Source organism: Nocardioides sp. Root122, from assembly GCF_001425025.1.
Lineage (GTDB): Bacteria > Actinomycetota > Actinomycetes > Propionibacteriales > Nocardioidaceae > Nocardioides.
Window position 1 is genome coordinate 114258 of sequence record NZ_LMDE01000016.1, and the last position, 19270, is coordinate 133527.

A 19270-nucleotide genomic window follows, 5' to 3' on the forward strand; every position below is an offset into this window, starting at 1 on the left:
GTGCTCGCTCGTGGGGCAGGATGGACAGCATGGAACAGGCGCCCGGACAGAGCCCAGAGGACCGCTCCTACGACCCCGCTGCGGAGGTCGTCGAGCTGTGCCGGCAGCTGATCGCGATCGACACGTCGAACTACGGCAACGACGACGGCCCGGGGGAGCGCAAGGCCGCCGAGCACGTCGCGACCCTCCTCGACGAGGTCGGCATCTCCAGCGAGATCATCGAGGGACGACCCGGACGCTCCAACGTCGTCGCACGCTGGGGCGGCGGTGACGGCCGGGCGCCGCTGCTGCTGCACGGCCACCTCGACGTCGTACCTGCCGAGGCGTCGGACTGGCAGGTCGACCCGTTCGCGGGCGAGGTCCAGGATGGCCAGGTCTGGGGTCGTGGTGCGGTCGACATGAAGGACTTCGACGCGATGCTGCTCAGTGTCGTGCGTGCCCGCGCCCGGGCCGGTGCCGCGCCCGATCGCGAGGTGGTGCTCTGCTTCACCGCCGACGAGGAGGCAGGCGGCCACCACGGCGCCGGGATCCTCGTCGACGAGCACGCCGACCTGTTCGCCGACTGCACCGAGGCAGTAGGGGAGGTCGGTGGCTTCTCGGCGACCGTGCGGGGCCGCCGGGTCTACCTGATCGAGGCCGCCGAGAAGGGCATGGCCTGGATGCGGCTGACCGCCCGCGGACGCGCCGGGCACGGCTCGATGATCAACGACGACAACGCGGTGACCCGGCTCGCCGGCGCGGTCGCGCGCATCGGCGCCCACCAGTGGCCCGTGCGCCTCACGCCGACCATGGAGGTGCTCCTCGCGACGGTCGGCGAGCTCGCCGGGACCGAGGCCACCCCCGACAACGCCGAGGCGCTCGTCGAGGAGTTCGGCGACGCCGCCCGCATGCTGGGCGCGGTCATCCGCAACACCGCCAACCCGACGATGCTCCGGGCCGGCTACAAGACCAACGTCATCCCCACCGACGCCCAGGCCACCATCGACGGCCGGTTCCTGCCCGGCTACGAGGACGAGTTCTTCGCGACGCTGCGCGAGCTCGCCGGCGACGGCATCGAGCTCGACTTCGAGTCCCACCAGCAGCCCTGGGAGACGCCCTACGACGGCGACCTGGTCGACGCGATGACCCGCAGCCTGCTCGCCGAGGACCCCGACGCGCTGGTCGCGCCCTACACGATGAGCGGCGGCACCGACGCCAAGCACTTCCGCAAGCTCGGCATGCGCTCCTACGGCTTCGCGCCGCTGAGGCTGCCCGCCGACCTGGACTTCACCGCCCTCTTCCACGGCGTCGACGAGAGGGTGCCGGTCGACGCGCTCGAGTTCGGGGCGCGGGTCTTCGACCGGTTCCTCGACCAGGCCTGAGCGCGACACGCGGAGCCGACCGGGAGCACGGAGATGTCGCGCACGTCACCGCCGGACACCGGTGAGGGAATGCGTGCGGCTGTGGCACAGTTGCCCCCACGAAGAGCTTGCGTGCTCTGGGGGCGGTGGAACTCCGCACCGGCGGTCACAGTCCGCGACCCGACCACAGCCAGTGGCCGGTTGACCAGGTGGAATTCCTGGACCGACGGTCAAAGTCCGGATGAGAAGTGCACGCTGACGGTCCGCACGTCCTCCTGCCGAGGCGTGGGGCCCGGTCGCCCGCCCCCCTGAGTCCGCACCGACGGACCGGAGGCGGAGATGACGACCAGCGAGGCAGAGCGCCAGGCGATGCGGCGCGCCCTCGAGCTCGCCGTGACCCCCGGCGTGCCGCTCGGCCCGAACCCGCGCGTCGGCTGCGTGCTGCTCGCCGCCGACGGTACGACGATCGCCGAGGGCTTCCACCGCAAGGTTGGCGGCCCGCACGCCGAGGTCGAGGCGCTGCGCGAGGCCGGGGACGCAGCCCGCGGCGCCACCGCCGTGGTCACCCTCGAGCCGTGCAACCACACCGGTCGCACCGGTCCGTGCAGCGAGGCGCTCATCGCGGCCGGCGTACGCCGCGTCGTCTTCGCGCAGCCCGACACGAACCCCGTCGCCATCGGCGGCGCCGGCCGCCTGCGTGAGGCCGGGGTCGAGGTCGTCGGGGGAGTGATGGTCGAGGAGGCCCGGACCGTCAACCGCACGTGGACCTTCGCCATCGCACACCGCCGGCCGTTCGTGACCTGGAAGTTCGCGACCACCCTCGACGGTCGCAGCGCGGCGGCCGACGGCAGCAGCCGCTGGGTCTCCAGCCGGGCCGCCCGCCTCGACACCCACCGCCTGCGCGGCCTGTGCGACACGATGCTCGTCGGCACCAACACCGTCGAGGTCGACGACCCCGAGCTCACGGTCCGCGACGAGGTGGGCGACCCGCTGCCCCACCAGCCGCTGCGCGCCGTGATGGGGATGCGCGACATCCCGGTCGGCCGCCGGGTCTTCAACGACCGCGCCGAGACCCTGCACCTGCGCACCCGCGAGCCAGCCGAGGCGCTGAGCACGCTGTTCGCCCTCGACCGCCAGCACGTGTTCCTGGAGGGTGGGTCGACCCTGGCCCGGGCCTTCCTGGAGGCGGGGCTTGTCGACGAGGTCGTCGCCTACGTCGCCCCGATGCTGCTGGGAGCGGGCGCGAGCGCCGTCGCCGACCTCGGCATCGAGACCATCTCCGACGCCCTGCACCTGCACGTCAGCGACGTGACGGTGCTGCAGGGCCACGACGGGGAGGACACCAACGTCCGCCTCACCATGCGTCCCCAGCTCAGGAGGAGCTAGATGTTCACCGGAATCATCGAGGAGCTCGGCACCGTCGCGCAGGTCGTCGACCAGGGCGATGCCGTCCGGCTCACCATGGAGGCGTCCACCGTGCTCGAGGGCACCGGCCTGGGCGACTCGATCTCGGTCAACGGGTGCTGCCTGACCGTCTCGGAGCTCGGTGAGGGCCGCTGGACCGCCGACCTGATGCAGGAGACCCTCGACAAGACCTCGCTCGCCGGTGTCGCACCCGGCGACCGGGTCAACCTCGAGCGTGCCGTGACGGTCGACAAGCGCCTCGGCGGGCACATCGTCCAGGGCCACGTCGACGGCGTCGGCGAGGTCATCTCCCGCTCGCCCAGCGAGCACTGGGACGTCGTCGAGATCTCCCTGCCCGACCACCTCGCCCGCTACCTCGTCGACAAGGGCTCGATCACCGTCGACGGCGTCAGCCTGACCGTCGTCGAGGCCCGCGACACCAGCTTCACCGTCAGCCTCATCCCCGAGACCCTCGCCCGTACGACGCTCGGCTCGCGCCGCGTCGGCGACCTGGTGAACCTGGAGGCCGACGTCATCGCCAAGCACGTCGAGAAGCTGCTCGGCGGCTACATCCCCACCCAGAGCCCCCCCAAGAGCAAGGAATCGTGATGTCCCTCCTCGAATGGCTGGTCCACGGCACCATCCCGGTGCCGGGCGGTGCACTCGGTGCCCGCGAGGTGATCGGCAACCTCTTCGGTCTCGCCAGTGCCATCCTCGGCATGAAGCGCCTGATGTGGGCATGGCCGATCGGGCTGGTCGGCAACGTGCTGCTCTTCACCGTCTTCGCGACCGGTGAGCTCTCCGGTCACATCGAGGAGCCGCTCTGGGGCCAGGCAGGCCGTCAGGTGTTCTTCGCGGTGGTGTCCGTCTACGGCTGGTGGCGCTGGTCGCAGGTGCGCCAGGCCGGCGGCGCCTCCGACGGCGGCGCCATCGCGCCACGGTGGGCCACCACCTCCGAGCGGCTGCAGCTGCTCGTGCTCGGTGTCGTCGGCTACGCCGCGGCGTACGTCCTGCTCACCCAGGTGCTCGGGTCGTGGGGCCCGACGTCCGAGGCGTGGATCCTGGCCGGCTCGATGCTGGCGACCTACGGCATGGCGCGCGGCTGGGTGGAGTTCTGGCTCGTCTGGATCCTGGTCGACGTCGTCGGCGTCACGACGCTGATCCAGGCCGAGTACTACCCGACTGCCGGGATGTACCTCTTCTACGCGGTCTTCGTGGTGATCGGCTTCTTCGTCTGGCTGCGCGCCAGCAGGTCGGTCGTCGACGCCACCGACCAGGACAAGGAGGTGGTCCCGGCATGAACGACGCCGCCACCACCAGCGCCACCACCAGCGCCACCACCAGCGTCCGTCTCGACCCCGTCGAGCGGGCGGTCGAGGACATCGCCGCCGGCAAGGCGGTGATCGTCGTCGACGACGAGGACCGCGAGAACGAGGGCGACATCATCTTCGCCGCCGCTAAGGCGACCCCCGAGCTGATGGCCTTCACCATCCGCCACTCCAGCGGTGTGATCTGCGTGCCGATGCCGGGCGACATGCTCGAGCGGCTGGAGATCCCCCTGATGACCCCGCACAACAAGGACAAGCTGCGCACGGCGTACACGATCTCGGTCGACGCCCGCGACGGCGTCGCCACCGGCATCAGCGCCGCCGACCGGGCGCACACCGCGCGCACGCTCGCCGACTCCGCGACCGAGCCGTGGGAGCTGACCCGGCCCGGCCACGTCTTCCCGCTGCGCTACCGCGACGGCGGCGTGCTCGTACGACGCGGGCACACCGAGGCCGCGGTGGACCTCGCCAAGCTCGCCGGGCTGACCCCCGCCGGGGTGCTGGTGGAGGTCGTCAACGACGACGGCACCATGAAGCGCGCTCCCGAGCTGCGCGAGTTCGCCGACGAGCACGGGCTGGCGATGATCTCCATCGAGGACCTTGTGCGCTACCGGAGGCGGCACGAGCGGCACGTCGAGCGGGTCGCCGAGACCCGGCTGCCCACGCGCCACGGCGAGTTCACCGCCTACGGCTACCGCATCACCATCGACGACAGCGAGCACGTCGCGCTGGCCTACGGAGACCTCTCCGGCGACGAGCCGGTCCTGACGCGCGTGCACAGCGAGTGCCTGACCGGCGACGTCTTCGGCAGCGAGCGCTGCGACTGCGGCCCCCAGCTCGACGAGGCGTTGCGGGCGATCGTCGCCGAGGGGAGGGGAGTGGTGGTCTACCTGCGCGGCCACGAGGGCCGCGGCATCGGCCTCGTCGCCAAGCTGCAGGCCTACCAGCTGCAGGACGGCGGCCGCGACACCGTCGACGCCAACCTCGACCTCGGGCTCCCGGCCGACGCCCGCCACTACGGTACGGCCACCCAGGTGCTGCGCGACCTCGGCATCGCGTCGGTCCGGCTGATGACCAACAACCCCGACAAGACCGCGAGCCTGGAGGACTTCGGCATCCGCGTCGCGGAGCGGGTGCCGCTCGCCGTCCGTCCCACCGCCCACAACGAGGCCTACCTCCGCACCAAGGCCGAGCGGATGGGGCACGACCTGCCCCAGCTGGCTGCCGAGATGGCCGTCGACCACCAGTCCGAGCACCCCGACCAGCCCGACCACCCCGAGCGGTCGACCGACCAAGGAGAGATTGCATGAGTGGCGCCGGAGCACCGACCTCGCACCCCTTCGACGCCAGCGGCCTCAAGGTCGCCGTCGTCGCCGCGAGCTGGCACACCCAGGTCATGGACGGCCTCGTCGCGGGCGCCGAGCGCGCCCTGGCGGCGTACGGCGTCGCGGAGCCGGAGGTCATCCGGGTCCCCGGCACGTTCGAGCTGCCGGTCGTCGCGGCCGCGCTGGCCAGGGCCGGCTACGACGCCGTGGTCGCCCTCGGCGTCGTGATCCGAGGCGGCACCCCGCACTTCGACTACGTCTGCTCGGCGGCGACCGACGGCCTCACCCAGGTGAGCGTCGACCACGCGGTCCCGGTGGGCTTCGGCGTGCTGACCTGCGACACCGAGGAGCAGGCCCTCGACCGGGCCGGGCTCGAGGGCTCGACCGAGGACAAGGGCTGGGAGGCGACCGCCGCCGCGCTCGACACCGCCCGCGTGGTGCGCTCGATCTCCGTCGAACGTTCCTAGACTCCGCGTGTGCCTCCTCTGGGACTTCTCGTCGTCGGTCTGGCCCTGGTGATGGTCGACGTCAACATCGACTCGTTCGACCTCGTCCCCGACCTGATCGGCTGGCCGATCGCCCTCGTCGGGCTGGGCCGCCTGGCCGGCCGGAGTCCGTGGTTCCTGCTGGCAGCAGGCTCGGCCGTGGTGGGCCTCGCCGTGTCGGCGCTGCACGTGGTGGGTGCCGCCGGGTCTCTGCTCGGGTTGCTGGACGCGCTGTCCGGCACCGGCGTCGTCTTCGGCACGTGCAGCGCGATCATCGCGCTGGTGGAGGCGCCCGAGCCCCGGCGCACCGCGAACCTCATCCGGTGGTGGGACCTCGGGCTGGTCGTGGTGGCCATGGCCTCCCTGCCGGTCCTGGGCGCGGACCTGGGCGCGCTGGCCATCGTGCTGGTCGTGCTCGCCCTCGCCGTCGCGGTCTGGTTCATGGTGTTCTGCTGGAAGCAGCGGCACCGGCCCGAACTGATGGCAGCGGCAGTGCACGCGGCCTAGCGCCGTCCGGTGGACCCAGCGTCGGCCGGCCGGGCCCAACGCCTAGGCTGGGCGACTGTGAAGACGTTCGAGGACCTGTGGGCCGAGCTGTCCACCAAGGCCGCGGAGCGCCCCGAGGGGTCCGGCACCGTCAAGCAGCTGGACGCCGGCGTCCATGCCATCGGCAAGAAGCTGCTGGAGGAGGCCGCCGAGTCCTGGATGGCCGCCGAGCACGAGGGCAAGGAAGCGACCGCGCTGGAGATCAGCCAGCTGCTCTACCACGCCCAGGTGCTGATGCTCGCCTCCGGACTGACCCTCGACGACGTCTACGCACACCTCTGAGGTGACCTCATGACCCTCCGCATCGCCGTCCCCAACAAGGGGTCGCTGTCCCAGTCCGCGACCGAGATCCTGCGCGAGTCCGGCTACCGCCAGCGCAGCGACGCCAAGGAGCTCGCACTCGTCGACTCCGAGAACGACGTCGAGTTCTTCTACCTGCGCCCCCGCGACATCGCGCTCTACGTCGGGGAGGGCACGCTCGACGCCGGCATCACCGGCCGCGACCTGCTCCTCGACTCCGGCGCCAAGGCCCACGAGGTGATGAGCCTCGGCTTCGGCCGCTCGCGCTTCCACTTCGCCGGGCCCGCCGGTCGCTACTCCTCGCTGGAGGACCTCGCAGGGCTGCGGATCGCGACGTCCTACGTCGGCGTGGTCGAGGACCACCTCTTCCGCCACGGCGTCGACGCGACGGTCACCCGCCTCGACGGTGCGGTCGAGACCAGCATCCAGCTCGGCGTGGCCGACGTCATCGCCGACGTGGTCGAGACCGGCTCGACGCTCCGTGCAGCGGGTCTGGCGACCTTCGGCGAGGTGATCCTCGAGTCCGAGGCCGTCCTCATCACGCGTGGCGGCGAGGTGCCCGACGACTTCGAGATCTTCCGGCGTCGGATCGAGGGCGTCATGGTCGCCCGGAGCTACGTGATGATGGACTACGACATCGAGGAGGCCCACCTCGACCGCGCCACCGAGCTCGCGCCCGGTCGCGAGGGCCCGACGATCTCGCCGCTCGGCAAGGCCGGCTGGGTCGCGGTCCGCGTGATGGTGCCGCGCACGGGCTCCCAGCGCCTGATGGACGAGCTCTACTCGATCGGGGCGCGCGCCATCCTTCTCACGGACATCCATGCCTGCCGCCTCTGACCGCGGCGACGGTGCCCGCGCGCTGCCCTCGCTGCCGCACACCTGGCGGCCCTTCGGGATCCGCATGGCGGTGGTCGGCTTCGGGCTGGTGCTCGTCGTCGTCTGTGCCGCCGCGTGGTTCGGCTTCGACGCGTCGGTGCGCGACCGGTTCAGCTTCCTGCAACGACTGACCCTCGTGCTCTTCGGCGCCGGCTTCGCGGTCTGCGGCTGGGCGCTGGGCCGGGCCCGGGTGACCGCGGAGATGGAGTCGCTGGTGGTGGTCAACGGCTTCCGCACCCGCCACCTGGCGTGGGAGGAGGTCCTCGCGATCCACCTGCCCGAAGGCGCCCCGTGGGCGACCCTCGACCTGGCCGACGGCACCACGATCTCGGCGATGGCGTTCCAGGGCTCCGACGGCCGGCGTGCGGTCGACGGCGTACGAGCCGTGCGGGCGCTGATCGACCGCGAGACCGGCGACCGCTGACGCTCGTCCCCGGCGGGTCGGTCAGAGGGCCTGGATGCCCCAGGACACCGAGAGCTCGTCGCCGGGCGATCCGGCGGGCGCGAGGGTCACGAGGTCGGTGCCTGAGTTGAAGGCATCGGCCGGAGCCGTCATCGGCTCCACCGCGATCCCGCGCCGAGGCCCGTCCGCCGGTGGCGTGAAGACCTGGAGCCACCGGTGGTGCTCGTCGACCCACAGGGCGACTCCGCGCCCGGTGGCCGGGTCGACGAGCGTGGTCGTGGCGCGTCCGTCGACGTGGACGAGGCCCCCGAAGCCCGCGTCCAGCTCGAGGTCACCGATCCGCCGTGGGGCGGTGAAGTCGTCGTCGCCGGACACCGGGCGCGTCCCGGTCGGCAGCATCCGGTCGTCGACGACGACACGCTCGCGGGCCGGGAGGTGCAGCTCGAGGTCCTCGATGGCGTCGCCGACGCACAGGTAGGGGTGCGCCCCACTGGCGTACGGCGCCGGCTCGGGCGCCAGGTTCGTCGCGGTCTGCGTCACGACGAGGCCCTCGGCCGTCAGGTCGTAGAGGACGTGCAGGTCCACCGCCCAGGGGTAGCCGGACTGCGCCATCACCCGGTGGACCAGCGACACCGACGTCGCCGTGTGCTCCTCGAGCGTCCACGCGGCCCAGCGGGCCAGACCGTGCGACGCGGTGTGGGTGCCCGGGTCGGTCAGGCCGAGCTGGAGGTCCTTGCCCCCGAAGGAGTAGCGGCCGTCCCGGATCCGGTTCGGCCACGGCATGAGCAGCTGGCCACGCCCCTTGGTGGACATCTCGTCCTCGCCGAAGCCATCGACCAGGTCACGGCCGTGGTGACCGAGGGTGCGCAGCGCGGCGCCGCCCTCGGTGACCACGGCGGAGTAGCCCGCGGCCGAGATCTCGTACTGCTCCCCACTCGGAAAGACCATGGCGCTCACCCTAGGTGGGAGCAGCGTCCCGGCATGGGCATCACCACGCCGGATGTCGGGGCGGACGACGTCGGTCCCACCCGGCGGGGCGAGTCCTCCGCTCAGTCGGTCGACACCACGACGTCGGCGTGCCTCCGCGTGTCGAGGCGCGCGAACAGCGCGTCCTCGTCCAGCCGCCACTGCTCCCAGTGGGCCCGCATCGCCGCGCCGTCGCGGGCCAGCCCGCGCTCGAGACGGAGCGCGGACTCCGCCTCCACCCACACCAGGACGCCGACCAGCTCCGCGATCGCCGGGGACCACGAGCCGACGCCCTCCAGGACGAGGAGGCCGCCGGGATCGACCGGGTGCGTCTCCGCCCAGTCGTCGGCGTACCAGTCCCAGCGCACCCAGGTGCCGGGCTCCCCGGCCGCGAGGGGCGTCACCAGCCGGTGCACGGTCGACGCCAGTCCGGGCAGGCCGCGCCACCCGTGCAGGAGCTCGTCGCAGTGCACGACCTGCGTGCCCGGTACGACGTCCGCCAGCGCCTCGGCCAGCGTGGTCTTGCCGGACCCGGCCGGCCCGTCGACGCACACCAGGCGTCCCGGTCCCAGGGTCGGGGGACCGGCGAGCACGCGTCGGGAGACGTCGGCCGCAACGAGGGCAGGGTCAGAAGGCACGGTCGCAGCCGCGGTAGGACGGCACCACCTCGGTGACCGTCTCGCCGCGGACCAGGTGCACGTCGCGGACGTGCTCGAACAGCTCACCGGACTTGGCGTGCCGGAACCACACGAGGTCGCCGATCGCGAGCAGCGCCGCGGGGTGGCCGGTCAGCGGGGTCTGCACCTCGCCGGCACCCTCGAGCCCGGTCAGGTGGAGACCCGGCGGTGCCCACGGGACGGGGGACCGGTCAGGTCCCGTCGCGCCGCTCGCGATCAGGCCGCCGCCGTGCACGGTGGCCATGGTCGGCGTGGGCTTGCGGCTGACCCGCAGGCCGAAGTAGGCAGCCGGGCGGGGCGTGAACGACGCGTAGTGGTCGAAGATGCCCGGCACCAGCAGCCCGGAGCCGGCGGCGATCTCGGTGACGGCTTCGTCGGCTGCTGTCGCCTCGACCGACCCGGAGCCGCCGCCGTTCCAGAACTCCAGGTCCGCCACCTCGGAGAGTGCCTGGGAGATCTCGCGGCGGCGCACCTCGAGCTGGGCCATCGAGGCCTGCTTGAGGCGCCGCACGAGCAGGGACTTGGTGCGCTGCTCGGGGACGTCGTCCTGCACGCCGGCGACCTGGCCCTCGTAGGTCATCACCCCGACCAGGCGGAAGCCCTCGCGCTCGGCGACCTTGCGGGCCATCGCCAGCACGTCGCCGGTGTCGAAGAGGGGGGAGCGCTTGGGGCCGATGTGCTGGCCGCCCACCCGGAGGCCGGCGTCGAGGTCGAGGGCGATGCGGACCTGCACGGCGCGCGACGCGCGGGTCGCGTCCACCAGGTCGAGGTGCACCGGGTCGTCGACCATCAGGGTGATGGCGGCGGCGGCCGACGGCGACGCGGTGAGCCGCGCGATCGCGGCGCTGTCGACGGTCGGGTAGGCGACCACGATGTCGTCGCTCACGCCGGTCTCGTGCAGCCAGAGCGCCTCGCCCAGCGTGAAGGCCAGCACGCCCGCGAACCCGTCGTGGGCCAGCGCGCGCTCGATCAGGGCCGGCACGCGCAGCGACTTCGAGGCCACCCGGATCGGCTTGCCTGCGGCACGGCGGACCAGGTCGACGGCGTTGGCGTCGAACGCGTCCAGGTCCACCACCGCTGTCGGGGTGGCGGGCTGCTCGGGCAGCCCGGCGATCGCTGCGTCGAGGCGCGACCACAGGCGGTTGCGGTCCACGAAGTGGTCGCTCACTCGATGCCCCGCTTTCTCAGCATGGCCTCGATGTCGGCCATGTCGTCGTCGATCGGCGACCCGCCGGAGGTGCGAGCCGAGGTGGGCGGGAGCTCCTTGCGCGTCTCCGTGCGCGCTGCTCCCGACGCCTTCCCGGACTGCGCGCGGGCGAGCTGCCGGTCGCGGATGAACCCGCTGACGACCCAGAGGACCAGCGCGAGCCCGGCCAGGCCGACGCCCGCCCAGGTGCGTACGTCGAAGACCAGGCCGGTCGCCCAGTCGGTCACCGAGCTGGCGATCTCGCCCACCATCTCGAGCGTCCCGGTCAGCCACGCGGCGGCGGGCAGCAGCGTGAACCCCATGGCGCGCAGGCCGTTGGCGGCGCCGCGGCGGCGGAACGCGATCCACGTCCAGATGGCCCCCGCGACGGTGAGTGCGGCGGTCAGTGCAGCCCAGGTAGTCGCTTCCACGGCCCCAGAGTCCCACAGGGCTCCACGCGTCCGGGACAATGACGCACGTGCCCGACGACATCTCATCCGCCATGCCCGGCGAGGACGCGGAGCCCCTGGCGCGGAGGATCCCCGACTCCGGCTTCGCCCACGACACCGGTGCCGGCGACCCGGTCGTCGCCGAGGTGCTCGCACAGCACGGCGCTGGCCGGGCCACCTCGGGCCGGGTCCTGTCGGTGCTCCAGGACGCCCGGCTGCTGGTGCCCGTCGTCGCGATCCTCGGCGACGTCGAGGTCGACGAGCACGGGCTCGCGCACGACAAGTCCTCCGACATGGCCGCGGTGCTGGTCCGCGCGGCCGATGGCAGCACCGGGCTGCTCGCCTTCACCTCGACGGCGACCATGGCGCGCTGGGACCCGCAGGCCCGTCCGGTGCCGGTGACCGCGGCCACCGCGGCCACCGCGGCCGTCCAGGACGGCGCCGAGGCACTGCTCGTCGACCTCGCCGGCCCGGTGACGTACGTCGTCGACGGCGAGGACCTGACCCGCCTCGCCGCCGGGTGGCGCCTTGTCGCGCTGGGGGACGGTCACGGCTGGATTGGCCCCTCGGCGGAATGATCCGCTAACCTTCCGTGTTGACCGATCAGTGCCGCCACAGCTACACGGCGACATTGATCCCGCCAAGCGGAGTCGAGCAGCGCCCGTCTCCCACCCGCATCGATCGCCCAGCACCACAGATCGTCGGGTCCGGTCCCAGTGACACGGCTGTCGAGAGACAGCAGTGGGCAGATGGTTTCCCCGAGAGGGGCGACGAGCTCTGACTGGCTCCCGCTTGGCAACCAGCGGGAGCCATTGTTCATTTCCGGCGCAGGCAGCCGGCGAGGGCGAGGGGCTCCCACCCACCGAACCACTGGAGGACCCATCAGCACCGAGCTGCGCATCAACGACCGGATCCGCGTACCCGAGGTCCGGCTCGTAGGACCCAACGGCGAGACCGTTGGCATCGTGCCGACCGACCAGGCACTCAAGCTGGCCGTGGAGGCCGACCTCGACCTGGTCGAGATCGCCCCCCAGGGACGCCCCCCGGTCTGCAAGCTCATGGACTACGGCAAGTTCAAGTACGAGAACGCCCAGAAGGCCCGCGAGTCGCGCCGCAACCAGACGAACGTGATCATCAAGGAGATGAAGCTTCGTCCCAAGATCGACAAGCACGACTACGAGACCAAGAAGGGTCACGTCGTGCGGTTCTTGGGTGCAGGCGACAAGGTCAAGATCACGATCATGTTCCGCGGTCGCGAGCAGCACCGCCCCGAGCTGGGCTTCCGCCTGCTCCAGAAGCTCGCCGAGGACGTCCAGGAGCTCGGCTTCGTCGAGTCCTCGCCCAAGCAGGACGGCCGCAACATGACGATGGTGCTCGGCCCGCACAAGAAGAAGGCCGACGCCAAGATCGACGCCGACGCTGCCCGCGCCACCAAGGAGCAGGCACGCGCCGACCGCAAGGCCGAGGAGGACGCCGAGCGCGAGGCGGCCCACGCCGCCGGCCCGGTGGCCCAGAAGAAGGAGCGTCGCCGCTCCGAGAACCTGGATCCTGAGATCGAGGCTTGAGCGAAGCGAAAGCCTCGATCGAGCACGTAGCGACGGAGTCGCTACAACCGTCGGGACCGGGACAGCGGCGAGTTGCTGCGTCCTAGCCAGATACCAACCCGAACCACGCACGCACAAGGAAGTTGAGGCAGACACATGCCGAAGAACAAGACCCACTCGGGCGCGAAGAAGCGCTTCAAGGTGACCGGCTCGGGCAAGATCATGCGTCTGCAGGCGGGCCGCAAGTCCGGCGCTGCGTTCGCGTCCGCGCCGACCACGGGCAGCCGCAAGAAGCACCGTCGCAACGCCGGCATGGTCGAGCTCGAGCCCGGCGACGTCAAGCGCGCCAAGAAGATGCTCGGCATCTGAGCCTCACCCACCGCACGTCCCCGGTGGCTCAGCCGCCGTCCCATCTGATCTTCACCAGCATCAAGGAGTAACACCATGGCACGCGTCAAGCGGGCAGTGAACGCCCAGAAGAAGCGTCGTACCACCCTCGAGCGGGCCAGCGGCTACCGCGGCCAGCGCTCGCGCCTCTACCGCAAGGCCAAGGAGCAGGTCACCCACTCCCTGGTCTACAGCTACAACGACCGCCGCAAGAACAAGGGCAACTTCCGCAAGCTGTGGATCCAGCGCATCAACGCCGCTGCCCGCGCGAACGGCATGACCTACAACCGCTTCATCCAGGGCCTGAACCTGGCCGGCATCGAGGTCGACCGCAAGATCCTCGCCGAGCTCGCCGTCCACGACGCCCCGGCCTTCACGGCCCTCGTCGAGGCCGCCAAGGCCGCGCTGCCCGAGGACGTCAACGCGCCCAAGGTCTCCGCCTGAACGACGTGACGCCCCTGGTCGCGAGCAACGCTCGCGTCAAGGAGGCTCGCAAGTTGAGCCGCCGCTCGGTCCGCACCGAGCGGCGGCTCTTCCTCGCTGACGGCCCGAAGGCCGTCGAGGGTGCCCTGTCGGTCGACGGGTGCGTCGTGGAGGTCTTCGCGACACCGCACGCCGCCGAGCAGTACGCCGACCTCCTCGGCGCCGCAGCCGTGACGCTGGTCGACGACCGGGCGTTGGCGTCGCTGTCGGACTCGGTGTCGCCCGCCGGCGTGGTGGCCGTGTGCCGACCGATCGACGCGCCGCTCGCGCACGTCGTGGCGGCCGCCCCGCGCCTGCTCGCGATCTGCGCCGACGTGCGCGACCCGGGCAACGCCGGCACGGTCATCCGCACCGCTGACGCCGCCGGTGCCGACGGGGTCGTTCTCGCCGGCCAGTCCGTCGACGCCTACAACGCCAAGACGGTCCGGGCCAGCGTGGGCAGCCTGTTCCACCTGCCGCTGGCCGTGGAGCCGGATCCGGCGGCCGCGGTCCGGGCCGCGCAGGAGCGCGGGCTCACCGTCCTCGCAGCCGACGGTGGGGGAGAGGTCGACCTCTTCGACGCCGACCTCTCCGGTCCGACGGCGTGGCTGTTCGGCAACGAGGCGTGGGGGCTCCCCGAGGAGCTCGCCGCACTGGCAGACCACCGGATCGCCATCCCGATCCACGGCCGTGCCGAGAGCCTCAACCTCTCCACCGCCGCCGCGGTCTGCCTCTACGCCAGCGCGCGCGCCCAGCGCTCCTGAGCCGGCGCGCCCGGCCGGCCGCCCGACCGGCTAGCCTCCCTCGTCAATGATCCTCATCGATCCACCCGCGGTGCCCAGGTGGGACCGGCTCTGGTCCCACCTCGCCAGCGACACGTCGTACGACGAGGCGCACGCGTTCGCGGAGCGGCACGGCATCCCGTCCCGTGGCTGGGACCGCGACCACTACGACGTCCCCGAGGAGTGGTACGACACCATGGTCGACGCGGGTGCCGTCCCGGTGTCCTCCCGGCAGCTCGTCGCCGCCCTGCGCGCCGCGGGGCTGCGCCGTCCCAAGCCGTTGCGCGACTAGGGTTGCCGACGTGTCACAGGAGCCGAGTCGCCGGATCGCCAGCACGCCGAGCCGGTTGCGTTCGCTCGCCGACTTCTACCCGGACGGGATCCTGGGCGCCACCCGCGACGGTGAGGTCACCCTCCTCAACGCGCAGGGAGCCGCGCTGCTGGGGGTCGACCCGCACGAGGCCCACGGCATGCCGCTGGCCGACGTGCTGCGGCTCCTCGACCAGGACGGGCGCACCTGGCTGGGGGTGAACCGCCCCTTCGAGAGCATCCCGATCGTGCGGGGCATGCCCGAGCAGTCGTGGCTCAACGCCTCGGGCGAGGAGGTGCTCACCACCGCCACGCTCGTGCGCGACGGAGCCCTGGGCCGGGTCGTCGGCATCGCGGTCGGACTGCGCAGCGGCCGCGGTCGCGCCCTCCTCGACCGCGAGCGCTCCGACCTGGTCGCCACGGTCGCGCACGAGCTGCGCTCACCGCTGACCGGCGTGAAGGGGTTCGTGCAGGCCCTCCTCAACCGGTGGGACAAGCTGACCGACGACCAGCGCAAGCTCATGCTCACCACCGTCAACGCCGACGCCGACCGCCTGGCCCGTCTCATCGCCGAGCTGCTCGACGTCGCGCGGATCGACACCGGACGGCTCCAGCTCTACCCGCGCGAGTCCTCCGCCGAGGTCCTGGTGCGACGGGTCGTCGACTCGATCGAGGCCGGCACCGCACGCGACATCTCGCTCGACGTCGAGGACGACCTGCCCGAGGTGTTCGCCGACCCCGACAAGTTCACCCAGGTGGTCACCAACCTCGTCGAGAACGCCGTCCGCCACGGCCAGGGTCAGGTCGCGGTGCGCCTGGCGGCGTTCCCCGAGCTCCCCGGCGTACGCATCACGGTCGACGACGAGGGCGAGGGCATCCCCGTCGACATGCGTCGCCGCGTCTTCACCAAGTTCTGGACCACCGGCGAGTCCGGCGGCAGCGGCCTGGGGATGTACATCGTCGGGGGCCTCTCCCGCGCCCACGGTGGCCGGGTCACGATCGAGGACGCGCCCGGCGGCGGCGCCCGGGTGATGGTCGACTGGCCGAGCGAGGACCTGCGCCCCGAGTAGCGGTCTGCCGACCTGCACAGAACCTTCACGAGTCGTCCCCGCCTCCCGTGCGGTCGGGCTCCTAACCTCGTGCCATGACCTCAGCGACCTCGCGGACAGCCCTCGTGGTGGAGGACGAGCGCACCATCAACGACGCGCTCGCCCAGCGCCTGCGCGCCGAGGGGTACGTCGTCGAGCAGGCCTTCGACGGCCCCTCGGCCGTCGAGCTGGCGGGCGCCGTCCGCCCCGACGTCGTGCTCCTCGACGTGATGCTCCCGGGCTTCGACGGCCTCGAGGTCTGCCGTCGCATCCAGGCCGTGCGCCCGGTCCCCGTGCTGATGCTGACCGCACGCGACGACGAGGCGGACGTGCTGGTGGGTCTCGGTGTGGGCGCCGACGACTACCTCACCAAGCCCTTCTCGATGCGGGAGGTCGTCGCCCGCGTCTCCGCCCTGCTGCGACGGGTGGACCGGGCGGTGGCCCTCGCGGAGGAACGCCCGGGCGCGCTGCGCGTCGGTGGGGTGAGCATCGATCCGGGCACCCGGCGGACGACGGTGGCGGGGGAGCCCGTCCACCTCACGCCGACGGAGTTCGACCTGCTGCTGTGCCTGGCGCGCGAGTCGGGGCAGGTCCTCACCCGCGAACGGCTGCTGCGCGACGTGTGGGACTGGGGCGACGCCTGGGCCAGCAGCAGCGCCGCACGGACCGTCGACAGCCACGTCAAGGCGCTGCGCAGCAAGGTGGGGGCGGAGCGGATCCGCACCGTCCACGGTGTCGGCTACGCCCTCGAGGAGCTCCCGTGACCAGTCCGCTCGACACGGTCTCGAGCCTCAAGGTCAAGCTCGGCCTGCTCGTCGCGGCCTCCGTCGTCACCGCGGTCCTGCTGACCCTCCTCGGATCGGCCGCGCACGTGTCGCCGCTGCTCGTCCTCCCGGTCACCGTCGCGCTCGCGCTCGGCGTCACCCAGCTGCTGGCCGCGGGGATGGTCGAGCCCCTGCGCCGGATGACCGAGGTGTCGCAGGCGATGGCGCGCGGCGACTACTCCGGACGGGTGCGGACCACGGCGACCGACGAGGTCGGCCAGCTCGCCGCCGCCTTCAACCGGATGGCCGAGGACCTCGCGACCGTGGACCGCGAGCGACGCGACCTCATCGCCACGGTGTCCCACGAGCTGCGGACACCCCTCACCGCCATGACGGCACTGCTGGAGAACCTCGCCGACGGGGTCGTCCCGGCCGATCCCCGGCACCTCGGGGCCGCGCTCGAGCAGGCCGAGCGGCTGGCGCGCCTGGTCGACGACCTGCTCCAGCTCTCCCGTCTCGAGGCCGGGGTCGTCGAGCTCGACCGCCGCGAGCTGGTCCTGCGGTCGCTGGTCGACGAGTCCGTCGCCCAGGTCGCGGCGGCCGGGAGGCCGGGACGCTTCGACGTCGGCGTCGCCGCCGACCTCGTCGTCCGCGCCGACCCGGCGCGGCTGCGGCAGCTGCTGGTCAACGCCCTCGACAACGCCGGGCGCCACGCGCCACCCGGCACCGCCGTCCGCGTCGCGGCAGGCGCCGGGGCCGACGACTGGTGGCTGGAGATCACCGACGACGGCGGGGGAGTCCCGCCCGCCGACCGTGAACGCGTGTTCGAGCGCTTCGGCACCGACGGGGCCGGCGGCACGGGCCTCGGTCTCGCCGTCGCCCGCTGGGTGGCTCAGCTCCACGGAGGCACCCTGCGCTTCCTCGACCCGGCCTCGGGCCGCGGCGCCCGCCTCCGGCTCGACGTACCCGTCCGACCCGTCGTCCCCGCCGATGCACCCGACCCGTCCGACCCCTCCCCGAACCCGGAGCCCGCCATGAGCACGACGACCGCACCCGTCCAGCCACCACTCCCACCGGTTCCCACCAGCAGCAAGCCGGGCATGGACGCGCTGTTCGGCCGGTTCTGGCCGGAGCAGGGCGTGCTGCCGGGCCTGCGCACGGTGGGCGCGTCGGCAGCCGCGGGGCTGGTGGCCGGCTCCGCGCTGTCGTTCACCGACGTCGGCATCAGCTGGACGCTCGTCGCGGTCGCGTGCGGGACCGCCGCCCTGGCGACGGCTCGGCGTCGGCGGGAGCCGTGGACGCTGCTGTGCTCCGGCCTCGCACTCCTGCTCGTCCTGCCCATGACGCTCCTGGAGGCGTCGTGGATCCAGCTCCTCTGCCTCGTCGCTGCCACCGCGGTGTTCCTCTGCGGCGTCACCGGCGCTCGCACGATGCCGGGCATCCTGCTGTCGGGCATCTCCTGGCCCCTCGCCTCGCTGCGCGGGCTCCCGTGGTTCGCGCGGTCCCTCCGCCTCGCCGGCACCGGGTCGCGCACCCCCGCCCTCGTGCGCACCGCCGGATGGTCGCTGCTCGGCCTCGGCGTCTTCGGCACGATCTTCGCCAGCGCGAACCCGGTCTTCGGGTCGTGGGTCAACCAGCTGCTCCCCAACCTGACCTTCAACGACCTCGTCGGGCGTGCCTTCCTCGCCTGCTTCGTCTTCGCCACGACCCTCGGGGCCGCCTACCTCGCGCTCAACCCGTCGCAGGTCGAGGTCCTTGCCGGTCGCAGGCCGACGCCCCTGACCAACCGGTTCGAGTGGCTGGTCCCGGTGCTCGTCGTGGACGGCGTCTTCCTGGCCTTCATCGCCGCGCAGGCGCGGGCGCTGGTCGGTGGGCGCGACTACATCGAGGAGACCACCGGGCTCACCTACGCCGACTTCGTGCACCAAGGCTTCGGCCAGCTGACCCTCGCCACCGCGCTCACGGTGCTCGTCGTCTGGGTCGCGTCGCGCCGAGCCGGGAACGCCCCGGAGGACCGCCGCTGGCTGCTCGCGTCGCTCGGCCTGCTCTGCGTCCTGACGCTCCTCGTGGTCGCGTCGGCGCTGCGGGGGATGAGCGTCTACCAGGACGCCTACGGCTTCACCACGCTGCGCCTGTTCGTCGACGTCTTCGAGGGCTGGCTCGGCTTCGTGGTCCTCGCCATCATGGTCGCCGGCGTCGCGCGCCGGGGCAGCTGGCTGCCGCGGGTCGCCCTCGTCTCGGGAGCCCTGGCGCTGGTCGGGCTGGCCGCCGTCAACCCCGACGCGTGGGTCGCCGGCCGCAACCTCGACCGGTACGACGCGACCGGGAAGCTCGACCTGCGCTACCTCCAGACGCTGTCCGCCGACGCCGCCCCGGTCATCGTCGAACGGCTGCCGCGCGACGTCGCGCGGTGCGTGCTCGGGACGCTGCCCCACAACTCGCTGCGCGAGGAGGCGGTCGAGGACCCGCGCGCGTGGAACATCGGCCGCTCCCGTGCCCGGGACGCCCTGGCGGAGCTCGGGCTCGCGCCGGCGCCGTCCAACGCCTCGTCAGTCGGCTCGTACGACCAATGCAGTGGCGTCTGGACCGCCTTCGGCGAGTAGAGTCCCGCCCGTGGACACGAGCCTGCGATTTCTGCGCCCCGGACCT

General features: G+C 72.4%; 23 protein-coding genes and 1 riboswitch. Of the genes, 19 read left to right on the plus strand and 4 right to left on the minus strand.

Annotation, left to right across the window (positions count from 1 at the left end; all coding sequences use genetic code 11):
• The first annotated feature begins 29 nt into the window (after window positions 1-29).
• From ASC64_RS21280 to ASC64_RS21325, 10 genes are all read left to right on the plus strand, one after another.
• The gene (locus ASC64_RS21280) at window positions 30-1361 is read left to right on the plus strand and encodes a M20/M25/M40 family metallo-hydrolase (RefSeq protein WP_056909560.1); all 1332 of its coding nucleotides are present in this window, start codon (window positions 30-32) and stop codon (window positions 1359-1361) included.
• Between the two features lie 107 nt (window positions 1362-1468).
• Window positions 1469-1598: riboswitch (FMN riboswitch) on the plus strand.
• Between the two features lie 81 nt (window positions 1599-1679).
• A complete protein-coding gene (gene ribD / locus ASC64_RS21285; RefSeq protein WP_056909561.1) occupies window positions 1680-2726 on the plus strand; it encodes a bifunctional diaminohydroxyphosphoribosylaminopyrimidine deaminase/5-amino-6-(5-phosphoribosylamino)uracil reductase RibD in 1047 nt (348 codons plus the stop codon).
• Window positions 2727-3353, plus strand: coding sequence for a riboflavin synthase (locus tag ASC64_RS21290; protein WP_056909562.1), 627 nt, complete (start codon window positions 2727-2729; stop codon window positions 3351-3353).
• A complete protein-coding gene (pnuC, locus tag ASC64_RS21295) occupies window positions 3353-4045 on the plus strand; it encodes a nicotinamide riboside transporter PnuC (protein WP_056909563.1) in 693 nt (230 codons plus the stop codon). The genes ASC64_RS21290 and pnuC overlap by 1 nt, the downstream gene beginning before the upstream one ends.
• The gene (locus tag ASC64_RS21300) at window positions 4042-5382 is read left to right on the plus strand and encodes a bifunctional 3,4-dihydroxy-2-butanone-4-phosphate synthase/GTP cyclohydrolase II (protein ID WP_082550711.1); all 1341 of its coding nucleotides are present in this window, start codon (window positions 4042-4044) and stop codon (window positions 5380-5382) included. The genes pnuC and ASC64_RS21300 overlap by 4 nt, the downstream gene beginning before the upstream one ends.
• The gene (gene ribH, locus ASC64_RS21305; RefSeq protein WP_056909564.1) at window positions 5379-5864 is read left to right on the plus strand and encodes a 6,7-dimethyl-8-ribityllumazine synthase; all 486 of its coding nucleotides are present in this window, start codon (window positions 5379-5381) and stop codon (window positions 5862-5864) included. The genes ASC64_RS21300 and ribH overlap by 4 nt, the downstream gene beginning before the upstream one ends.
• Before the next feature lie 9 nt (window positions 5865-5873).
• Window positions 5874-6389: a hypothetical protein gene (locus tag ASC64_RS21310; protein WP_156385339.1), complete on the plus strand. Its 516-nt coding sequence runs from the start codon at window positions 5874-5876 to the stop codon at window positions 6387-6389.
• Between the two features lie 57 nt (window positions 6390-6446).
• Entirely contained in the window at window positions 6447-6710 is a 264-nt protein-coding gene (locus ASC64_RS21315) for a phosphoribosyl-ATP diphosphatase (protein ID WP_056909566.1), read from the plus strand.
• 9 nt (window positions 6711-6719) lie between these two features.
• Window positions 6720-7565 carry an ATP phosphoribosyltransferase gene (gene hisG, locus ASC64_RS21320; RefSeq protein WP_056909567.1) on the plus strand — a complete coding sequence of 282 codons (846 nt, stop codon included), beginning with the start codon at window positions 6720-6722 and terminating at the stop codon, window positions 7563-7565.
• On the plus strand, window positions 7549-8028 hold the full coding sequence (locus ASC64_RS21325; protein WP_056909568.1) for a PH domain-containing protein: 480 nt from the start codon (window positions 7549-7551) through the stop codon (window positions 8026-8028). Before hisG ends, ASC64_RS21325 begins: the two co-directional genes overlap by 17 nt.
• 21 nt (window positions 8029-8049) lie before the next feature.
• Here ASC64_RS21325 and ASC64_RS21330 read toward each other — a convergent pair whose 3' ends face one another.
• The 4 genes from ASC64_RS21330 to ASC64_RS22920 form a co-directional block, all read right to left on the minus strand.
• Window positions 8050-8955 carry an aldose 1-epimerase family protein gene (locus tag ASC64_RS21330; protein WP_056909569.1) on the minus strand — a complete coding sequence of 302 codons (906 nt, stop codon included), beginning with the start codon at window positions 8953-8955 and terminating at the stop codon, window positions 8050-8052.
• A gap of 101 nt (window positions 8956-9056) precedes the next feature.
• Complete coding sequence (locus ASC64_RS21335) at window positions 9057-9611, minus strand: hypothetical protein (protein ID WP_056909570.1); 555 nt, start codon at window positions 9609-9611, stop codon at window positions 9057-9059.
• On the minus strand, window positions 9601-10818 hold the full coding sequence (locus ASC64_RS21340; RefSeq protein WP_235563865.1) for an amino acid deaminase/aldolase: 1218 nt from the start codon (window positions 10816-10818) through the stop codon (window positions 9601-9603). Before ASC64_RS21340 ends, ASC64_RS21335 begins: the two co-directional genes overlap by 11 nt.
• Window positions 10815-11267: a hypothetical protein gene (locus ASC64_RS22920; protein WP_056909571.1), complete on the minus strand. Its 453-nt coding sequence runs from the start codon at window positions 11265-11267 to the stop codon at window positions 10815-10817. The genes ASC64_RS21340 and ASC64_RS22920 overlap by 4 nt, the downstream gene beginning before the upstream one ends.
• Window positions 11268-11314: 47 nt before the next feature.
• Between ASC64_RS22920 and ASC64_RS21350 the strand changes: the two genes are divergently transcribed.
• The 9 genes from ASC64_RS21350 (at window position 11315) to ASC64_RS21390 (ending at window position 19224) form a co-directional block, all read left to right on the plus strand.
• Window positions 11315-11863, plus strand: a complete 549-nt coding sequence (locus tag ASC64_RS21350; RefSeq protein ID WP_235563866.1) for an SseB family protein — start codon at window positions 11315-11317, stop codon at window positions 11861-11863.
• 234 nt (window positions 11864-12097) lie between these two features.
• A complete protein-coding gene (gene infC, locus ASC64_RS21355) occupies window positions 12098-12850 on the plus strand; it encodes a translation initiation factor IF-3 (protein WP_306666176.1) in 753 nt (250 codons plus the stop codon).
• Window positions 12851-12985: 135 nt separating this feature from the next.
• Window positions 12986-13198, plus strand: a complete 213-nt coding sequence (locus ASC64_RS21360) for a large ribosomal subunit protein bL35 (RefSeq protein ID WP_056909573.1) — start codon at window positions 12986-12988, stop codon at window positions 13196-13198.
• 75 nt (window positions 13199-13273) lie between these two features.
• On the plus strand, window positions 13274-13660 hold the full coding sequence (rplT, locus tag ASC64_RS21365; RefSeq protein WP_056909574.1) for a 50S ribosomal protein L20: 387 nt from the start codon (window positions 13274-13276) through the stop codon (window positions 13658-13660).
• A 5-nt stretch (window positions 13661-13665) separates the two neighbouring features.
• On the plus strand, window positions 13666-14442 hold the full coding sequence (locus ASC64_RS21370) for a TrmH family RNA methyltransferase (RefSeq protein WP_056909575.1): 777 nt from the start codon (window positions 13666-13668) through the stop codon (window positions 14440-14442).
• Window positions 14443-14488: 46 nt separating this feature from the next.
• Window positions 14489-14752, plus strand: coding sequence for a DUF4031 domain-containing protein (locus tag ASC64_RS21375; RefSeq protein ID WP_056909576.1), 264 nt, complete (start codon window positions 14489-14491; stop codon window positions 14750-14752).
• Window positions 14753-14762: 10 nt separating this feature from the next.
• The gene (locus ASC64_RS21380) at window positions 14763-15839 is read left to right on the plus strand and encodes a sensor histidine kinase (RefSeq protein WP_235563867.1); all 1077 of its coding nucleotides are present in this window, start codon (window positions 14763-14765) and stop codon (window positions 15837-15839) included.
• 74 nt (window positions 15840-15913) lie between these two features.
• Window positions 15914-16621, plus strand: coding sequence for a response regulator transcription factor (locus tag ASC64_RS21385; RefSeq protein ID WP_056909578.1), 708 nt, complete (start codon window positions 15914-15916; stop codon window positions 16619-16621).
• The gene (locus ASC64_RS21390) at window positions 16618-19224 is read left to right on the plus strand and encodes a DUF4153 domain-containing protein (protein ID WP_056909579.1); all 2607 of its coding nucleotides are present in this window, start codon (window positions 16618-16620) and stop codon (window positions 19222-19224) included. Before ASC64_RS21385 ends, ASC64_RS21390 begins: the two co-directional genes overlap by 4 nt.
• Window positions 19225-19270: the final 46 nt, after the last annotated feature.

Bases quoted from the DNA above. Each gene is read 5' to 3' on its own strand.
- ASC64_RS21280 (WP_056909560.1), top strand. From the start codon at position 30: ATGGAACAGGCGCCCGGACAGAGCCCAGAGGACCGCTCCTACGACCCC.
- ribD (WP_056909561.1), top strand. From the start codon at position 1,680: ATGACGACCAGCGAGGCAGAGCGCCAGGCGATGCGGCGCGCCCTCGAG.
- ASC64_RS21290 (WP_056909562.1), top strand. From the start codon at position 2,727: ATGTTCACCGGAATCATCGAGGAGCTCGGCACCGTCGCGCAGGTCGTC.
- pnuC (WP_056909563.1), top strand. From the start codon at position 3,353: ATGTCCCTCCTCGAATGGCTGGTCCACGGCACCATCCCGGTGCCGGGC.
- ASC64_RS21300 (WP_082550711.1), top strand. From the start codon at position 4,042: ATGAACGACGCCGCCACCACCAGCGCCACCACCAGCGCCACCACCAGC.
- ribH (WP_056909564.1), top strand. From the start codon at position 5,379: ATGAGTGGCGCCGGAGCACCGACCTCGCACCCCTTCGACGCCAGCGGC.
- hisG (WP_056909567.1), top strand. From the start codon at position 6,720: ATGACCCTCCGCATCGCCGTCCCCAACAAGGGGTCGCTGTCCCAGTCC.
- ASC64_RS21325 (WP_056909568.1), top strand. From the start codon at position 7,549: ATGCCTGCCGCCTCTGACCGCGGCGACGGTGCCCGCGCGCTGCCCTCG.
- ASC64_RS21330 (WP_056909569.1), bottom strand. From the start codon at position 8,955: ATGGTCTTTCCGAGTGGGGAGCAGTACGAGATCTCGGCCGCGGGCTAC.
- ASC64_RS21360 (WP_056909573.1), top strand. From the start codon at position 12,986: ATGCCGAAGAACAAGACCCACTCGGGCGCGAAGAAGCGCTTCAAGGTG.
- rplT (WP_056909574.1), top strand. From the start codon at position 13,274: ATGGCACGCGTCAAGCGGGCAGTGAACGCCCAGAAGAAGCGTCGTACC.
- ASC64_RS21375 (WP_056909576.1), top strand. From the start codon at position 14,489: ATGATCCTCATCGATCCACCCGCGGTGCCCAGGTGGGACCGGCTCTGG.
- ASC64_RS21385 (WP_056909578.1), top strand. From the start codon at position 15,914: ATGACCTCAGCGACCTCGCGGACAGCCCTCGTGGTGGAGGACGAGCGC.